This window comes from Bradyrhizobium sp. LB8.2 (assembly GCF_040548035.1).
Lineage (GTDB): Bacteria > Pseudomonadota > Alphaproteobacteria > Rhizobiales > Xanthobacteraceae > Bradyrhizobium.
Map to the genome: position 1 here is coordinate 1 of NZ_JBEPQV010000070.1, position 7,143 is coordinate 7,143.

The following is a 7,143-nucleotide window of genomic DNA, read 5'->3' on the forward strand; positions in this document are numbered from 1 at the left end:
TCGGCTTCCATGACTTGATGGAAGCCACTGTGGACCCTTGTCCCGGGGTCCCGATTGGATGCCGATTACCCCGAATACGGGGTCCTTATTCCATGTCGAAACACACCAATCCACGAACTCCGCAAGATACTCCTGGGCATAGACGAGTGGATCGTTGTTCTTAATGAGATCAGCTTGGAACATCTCCTTGCGAGTTAGCCACTCGTCGATGCTTTCATCCTGCAGGCGCTTCGGCAGCAGGGGGTTATCCATCGTCCGGGCATGAAATTCCCTGAAGCCATACTGGGCGTCGGTACAGATATTGTAGAAGAAGTTATCGGGGTTCTTGCCGGCCGAATTTGAACAGACCAACGCCTCTCCGCCATAGTCGTAAAGGGTCGGCTTCACGGACTTTTCCCAAATCTCCATGGCGGAGCCATCGGTCTTATTGTCACCGCTCTTCCCGAATGCGGCCTCATCGATCACGATCCGATGATATCGGCGTCCACGGCCTGCGATCGAATTCTCTAGCGACCAAAAGTCTAACCGGCCACCGGTCTTCAGTCGCATCACACCGGCAGTTTTGGAGGTGTGTTCAATCAGGCCAGCCATCGCCGACGCCGTTTCTGAGTAGACCTCTGCCCAGGTCTTATGTTGTGGGGCGAACCAAGCGCACTCGAACCCTTGCACAAGACCTTCCTTGATCCAGGTTTTGGCAAAGTCGGTCTTTCCAAAGCGTCTGCCACAGCGAAGCGCTTTGAAACGGTGCCCGCGGAGCGCCAGAAATGCTTTGACTTGCCCGGCATGAAGGGTTCCGAGCGAAAGGTTTTGAGAAGGGGACAGAATCCGTCGTGTCATGTTGAGCCTTAGTCGTTCCTAAAAGGAGTCGTTCCAGCCTGCGACCACCATTCGATCGCGGCGGCGCTCCGTTTTCGTGCGAAGTCGCGGGTTTTCTGCTCGGCGGTCTGGCCTGGATAGTCGGGAAGCCAGTCTTCGACGACCAGGCGCTGCTTCCCAGATTTGGTGCGCTGGGCCTGGGCCAAGAACTTTAGTACCGCCATCGCAGCGTCAACGTCACCACGGACAGCGCTACGAACAAGCAGTTTTAGATTGAGTTCCCACGCAGGGGTTATCTGTTCTTGACCGTCTTCACGATGGCGAACAGAAGAGTGCATGACGCGATGAATTACGCTCGCTAAATCAGATTTTTGACGCTTCGGACGCCCCTTCCGGTTTCCGGAGACTCCGGGTTTGAACTGTGAAGCTCTGGGGGGCTTACCGTATCCAACCTCGTACTCAGGCATCTTTCGGCTCCGGGGAGGCTGCGAAGGCCCGGGTGTAGTCATTGTCGACGAACACGAGCTGCAACTCGGAAACACTGTTCCGATCAGCAAAATCTGTGAACTTCTGCAGCGCGCGATCGGCCCTTTTGTCGCCGGCTAACGATTTTTGGAGGAGTTGAAATACAACTGCCTCCAGTGCAGACATTTTCGTGGGCTGTCCGTCCTTCACAGTGTCGACCGGCTTGTGCAATAGGCGCTCGATCACCTCAAGCGGGCTGTCAATCTGTTTAGTTCGTGCCTTGGGGCGTCGATTGGGCTTCAGTTTCCGTGGGAGTACGGCCCCGCTGTCCTTTGGGTCAGTCATTGGCCCTGCGCCTAGACTTAAGGAAATCGAAGCTCTCACCCAAATGGTTATGAGCCTTGCGGCCGGTCATCTGCTGCCAGCGTTCAATGGTGGTGTCGACGTACAAGGGGTCCAGTTCAACGCCATAGCAGCGCCGTCCCACACGCTCCGCCGCAAGAAGCGTCGTTCCGCTTCCTAGAAACGGATCGAGGACGATATCGCCGCGGTTAGTCGAATCCTGAATAGCATCTGCCACCAACAAGAGCGGCTTGACGGTCGGATGCAGCTCGAGATTGCGCTTCGAGCCTTTCCGCGCAAATGCATTGCTGCCGGCATAATTCCAGACGTTCTGGCGGTTGCGCCCAAACTTTCCAAGCTGGATATTGTTCAGATGTGGTTCCGGTCCGTTCCTAAAGACGAAGACGAGTTCATGGCGGGACCGATAGAGCGAACCCATTCCGGCGTTGCTCTTGACCCAAACGCAGAGGTTCATATGCTCGCAGCCGGCCGAACGACCTGCGGCAAGCGTTTCCGACATATGCCGCCAGTCCATGAATGTGTAAATGAGGGCGCCAAGGACAGTGTTCTGGCAAATGCATGACAGGGCCGAACTCAGGAACGCCGTGAATTCAGCCTCCGACATCTCACCCGAGCCCATTGGAAACTCGCGATGGTGCACGGCTCCTTTGCCGCTCACGTGCCCGTCAATCTTGACGTTGTACGGAGGATCGGTGAACGCCGCTGCGGCCTTTTGGCCGCCGAAAAGTTTGGAAATAGCGACTTGATCGAGAGCGTTACCGCAAAGGAGTTTATGCTCTCCGAGATGCCAAATATCGCCCAAAGCTGACACGGGTTGGCCACCGGCAACTTGGAAGTCGTCGGCCCGGTCGATCGATTCAACGTCATCAAGAGATTGAATGCGGAAATCGATCTCGGGTAGGTCGAAACCAGTGGCTTCGATTTCGAAGTTGAGGGCCATCTCAGACATGTCTTTGAGCTGAATGGCAAGTTTGTTGTCATCCCAGCTCGACAAGTCGGTGAGCTTATTGTCTGCCAGCATATAAGCTTTGGCTTGTTCCTCGGTCAGGTGCTGCAAACAGACCACCGGGACCTGAGTCATTCCCAGCTCTTGTGCGGCCAAAAGTCGCCCGTGGCCGGCCAGGATGTTCCCACCTTTGTCTGCGAGCACCGGAGCATTGAAGCCGAAGGTTTCAATGCTTGCCTTCAGCTTCCTTATTTGCGCGCGGCTGTGCTTACGAGCATTTTGCGGGGATGGATGCAGATCGGTCACGTTCACAAGTCCAAAATGACTTGTAACATCAAGATGGGTCTCAGAAGGGGGACTCAAGTCGCGCATAGGGATCTCGCCTTTAGCTCCCCACCGAATTCCGGCTAAGGGGCAGACGAATCCTAAGGACTTCTATTGCTAGCGAGCAGAGCGCCTTTTCTGCAGCTTTGGCTCCGTTAAGGCGGATCGTGATGTGCGTGGGGTCGTTTCGACATCCAACGCCACGCTCGTCAAGGTCGCTGCGGTCCCGTCGAGGCGCTCCCCAAACTGTTCCGCAAGCTTAACGCCGATCATAATCTGGACACCCCGCACGATCGGGTCGCCGCGATGTCTGTCGACCATCAGTGGATCGTCGGGACGACGAAGTCCTGACTTGAGATGCTCAAGCCATTTGGCGACTCGTAGAAGTGCCAACACATCGCGTGAAGACAGGGCCGGAGTCGCGGGATCGTCAAGTTCGAGCATTCCCAATTCGGCTTCCGGTGCCATATCGTGGGCAATAATCCGAAGCTGTGCGGCGTGGTCACTCCATCGCTGGCCGGCTTTGTCAATCTGTTCGGTCTTTGAAACTGAAATGCGATCGCTGGCGGCGCTGATCGTCAGCTGGAGTACTTCCCGAATTGCTGCAACCTGAGCATCTTCCGATGACTGGTTACCGTTCCGAAACTTCGCCGGGTACAGGAAGTCGCCCGTCTCGCGATTTCGTCGAAGAAATTCATTAAAGACCGGTTGCATCCTTGGGTCTTCTAGCAGTCGATCAAAAACAGGGCGTCGTCGTCCAGTACAAGCCGGATTAGCACTCATCAGCTCTAGGATGGGTCTTACAAGTTCGGGAATCCAGCTGGGGACGTTCATCTTTGGAAGCGCCTAAGTGAAGGACGAGCTCGATGAGCTCGAAAATCTAAAGCAACCCTGTGCCCACGGCCATCTGTGAGCAAGGGCTTCCCGGCAAATTCACACAATTAGTTCTGAAGGGTAACAAGCCGGGAAGGGTAACAAGCGAGTCCGAGCCGATTTCGCGTAATTATGGAACGCTCACTTCAGTCAGTCGCACGACATCCAGAGATCCGTTTCAGCTGTTGCCAGCGCCCGGCAGAATCAAAGCGTGAAGCCAAGAATAGGCAGCTGGTGTCCACAGTTGTCGGAAGCGCGCCCAGCCATGGCACGTCCAACGAGACGGTTCGCGTGCGCGCAGTGACGGAAGCTCAGTCGCGAGCGGCGGCGAACCCATACCGAAGGTCACCATGGAGAGGCTGTTCGAGCCATTCTTTCGAGGCGAGATGCGAGCCAGTCGGCAAGGTCTTGCCCTGAGTCTTCAGATTGCGCGCAGATAGCTAAGCCCATGACAGTACGCTCGACCGTAAGCTCAACAAGCGAGGAGACTCGCTTCACCTTTTGATTCCGCTTCGATAATCTATAGATAAGGGGCTTTACGGTGACCCTTGGCGATCACGCAGATGGGATGGCTTCGGATATGATGACCGCCCTTAGCGGATTCCACTAGGCCTGTTCTGCGCCGGTTGGGGGACTCAGGGTCGTGAGCGTCTGGCGATGGAGCCCACCAAATGCTGTCGGGCCCCGGAACCGAACCGTGTGTTCGGAGTTAAATGTTTTGGCCATGGAACCCGTCTCATCCCCCAGTCCAGATTCGACGAACTCGACGATACTCGCCGCCTCCAGCTGCTTATAGACGCAATCGTCGATTACGCGATCTACATGATCGACGTGGACGGCACGGTACGCAGCTGGAACTCCGGTGCGAAGCGCTTGAAGGGCTACTCGCCTGAGGAAATCATCGGCAAATCGTTTGCATCGTTCTACACGCCCGAGGATACAGCCAAAGGACTGCCAGAACAGGCCTTGAACGTCGCTGGGCGGACCGGTCGGTTCAGCGCGGAGGGATGGCGTGTCCGCAAAGACGGAAGTCGGTTTTGGGCTTCGGTCGTCATCGATGCGGTCCGGGACGAAAGCGGTCACTTGGTCGGCTTTGCCAAGGTTACGCGAGATATTACCGAGCGACAGCAGGCTCACGAAGAGCTCCTTGCTAGTGAGGGGCGTTACCGCCAATTGATCGAGGCGGTGGTCGATTACGCCATCTTTCAAGTAGACCCGCTCGGTCACGTGACGACTTGGAATCCCGGCGCGCAGCGGATCAAGGGCTACACCCCGCCAGAGATCATCGGACGACATTTCAGCGCTTTCTACACGCCCGAGGATGTGGAGCTTGGCGTTCCGCAAAGTGCGCTTTCCGAGGCGAGGGAGCATGGTCGGTTCGAAACCGAAGGGTGGCGCATGCGGAAGGACGGGAGTCGCTTTTGGGCGTCGGTCGTCATCGATCGCATCAACGACGACGCTGGCAACATTGTGGGATTTGCCAAGGTCACTCGTGACGTCACGGACCGGAAGAGAGCTCAGGACGAGCTCAAGCAGGTTCAGCAGCAACTGGCCGCATCTCAGAAGCTAGAAGCCGTGGGGCAACTCAGCGGCGGAATCGCGCATGACTTCAACAATCTGCTCATGATCGTCATCGGCAATCTGGAGACAGCTGACCGGCACGCCCCCAAGGCGGCCCCAAATTTGACTCGTGCATTGGCGAATGCGAAGCGCGGGGCTCAAAGAGCCGCGGCGCTCACCAGCCGCTTGCTCGCGTTCTCTCGACGACAGGCCCTCGACCCGAAACCTATCGACCTGAACAATTATATCAACGGACTGCAGGAGTTCCTCCAGCGCACGCTTGGGGAACGCATCGAAGTTCAGACCGTCGGAAGTGCCGGGTTATGGCATATCGAAGCCGATCCGAACCATCTCGAGTCGGCAATCGTCAATCTTGCAATCAATGCACGTGACGCGATGCCCAATGGCGGAAAGCTTACCCTGGAGGCCGCCAACATCTCCGCAGACGAGGAGTATTGCCGGCTCAATCCTGAACTGATCCCAGGCCAATACGTCGCAATTTGCGTCACGGACACCGGCAGCGGGATGGCGTCAGACGTTCTAAGTCACGTTTTTGAGCCGTTCTTTACCACGAAGGAGCCGGGGCAAGGCACCGGCCTTGGTCTGAGCCAAGTCTATGGATTCGTCAAACAGTCAGGAGGGCACGCAAAGATCTACAGCGAAGTGGGCCAGGGCACCAGCATCAAGATGTACTTCCCACGCTTCGCCGGGAATGCGCAATTGTTGGAGAACACAGCGGAAGACCTTTCTCCTGAGGGTGATAAGTTCGAAACCGTTCTCGTCGTCGAGGACGATGCAGACCTTCGCAGCTATATTTCCGACGTTCTGCGAGATCTCAACTATCGCGTCCTCTCTGCCCGCAGCGCTCAAGCGGCTTTGACCATTTTGCTGCAAGAGGATTCGAAGGTCGACCTTCTGCTGACGGATGTTGTCATGCCAGGCATCAATGGGCGCGAGTTAGGCAAGCGTGCGCAGCAAATGAGACCTGAGTTGAAGATCCTGTACATGACAGGTTATTCGCGCAACGCCGTGGTTCACCAGGGAAGGCTCGACGAGGGGGTCAATTTGCTGGAAAAACCGATATCTCAGGCAAAACTCGCGTTACGCGTGCGAGAAATTCTAGACCAGAACAGTTGAATTCGGCCTCTGCCCACCTAGCGGACTCGAGCATTTCGGCGGCTCGCCGCAGACGAACCTGCACCCAGAGAATTGGGCGAACTGACATCAGCGGCGGCTGCGGAATGACTGCAATGGACCAGCTGTGCTCGCACGCCTGACCCATAGCTGACGCCCCCGTCAAAGTTGGATCAGCAGCCGCTGTTAAATGTAGCCCGATACTCTTTTGGCGTCGAACGACTTTCAGTTTGGCGTCGAACGACTTACAGCGCTTCTCCGGTGCATGAGTCCGGATGGCCCTTCTTGGACCTGATCTGACGCTGCATAGCATCCGCAGCATAACCAAAAGCGACTTCCGCTGGCGTATTCGCTCCGAGTGTTGGCGATCGCGCTCATTACTGGACTCAGCCGCATCGGCATTGCCTTGCGCTGCTGCGTTCTCTGTGTTTTTGAACGGGCTCTCGACAGGGGGCCGCCGCAAGTAATCCCTCGAGTAGGGGACCAAAATGGCCACGCTACCCTTTGGGACGGGATGGTCCGACCGTACGCATTCCCGCAATTCAGAGTCATTTTAGAAAACGAGTTTAGCAGTCTGCTGAAAAACCGCCTCGCCAGGGAGGGGACTTGATGATTCACTTTATCATCTCGAATCGGCGGAGACGATCATGCGCGGCAGGTTT

General features: G+C 56.3%; 6 protein-coding genes. 1 reads left to right on the plus strand and 5 read right to left on the minus strand.

What is annotated here, in order from left to right; genetic code table 11:
- The 5 genes from ABIB06_RS38680 to ABIB06_RS38700 all read right to left on the minus strand — a co-directional run.
- Window positions 1-837, minus strand: an 837-nt coding sequence (locus ABIB06_RS38680) for a hypothetical protein (protein ID WP_354053392.1), incomplete at its 3' end; no start/stop codon positions are given.
- An 8-nt stretch (window positions 838-845) separates the two neighbouring features.
- Window positions 846-1,283, minus strand: coding sequence for a DUF5681 domain-containing protein (locus ABIB06_RS38685; protein WP_354053393.1), 438 nt, complete (start codon window positions 1,281-1,283; stop codon window positions 846-848).
- Window positions 1,276-1,626 (minus strand): DUF5681 domain-containing protein, encoded by a 351-nt coding sequence (locus ABIB06_RS38690; protein ID WP_354053394.1) that lies wholly within the window; start codon window positions 1,624-1,626, stop codon window positions 1,276-1,278. Before ABIB06_RS38690 ends, ABIB06_RS38685 begins: the two co-directional genes overlap by 8 nt.
- Complete coding sequence (locus ABIB06_RS38695; RefSeq protein ID WP_354053395.1) at window positions 1,619-2,896, minus strand: site-specific DNA-methyltransferase; 1,278 nt, start codon at window positions 2,894-2,896, stop codon at window positions 1,619-1,621. The genes ABIB06_RS38690 and ABIB06_RS38695 overlap by 8 nt, the downstream gene beginning before the upstream one ends.
- Window positions 2,897-3,031: 135 nt before the next feature.
- Window positions 3,032-3,628, minus strand: coding sequence for a hypothetical protein (locus ABIB06_RS38700; protein WP_354053396.1), 597 nt, complete (start codon window positions 3,626-3,628; stop codon window positions 3,032-3,034).
- Window positions 3,629-4,525: 897 nt separating this feature from the next.
- On the opposite strand from ABIB06_RS38700, the gene ABIB06_RS38705 reads away from it, so the two are divergent.
- Window positions 4,526-6,484, plus strand: a complete 1,959-nt coding sequence (locus ABIB06_RS38705) for a hybrid sensor histidine kinase/response regulator (protein ID WP_502916607.1) — start codon at window positions 4,526-4,528, stop codon at window positions 6,482-6,484.
- The last annotated feature ends 659 nt before the right edge of the window (window positions 6,485-7,143 follow it).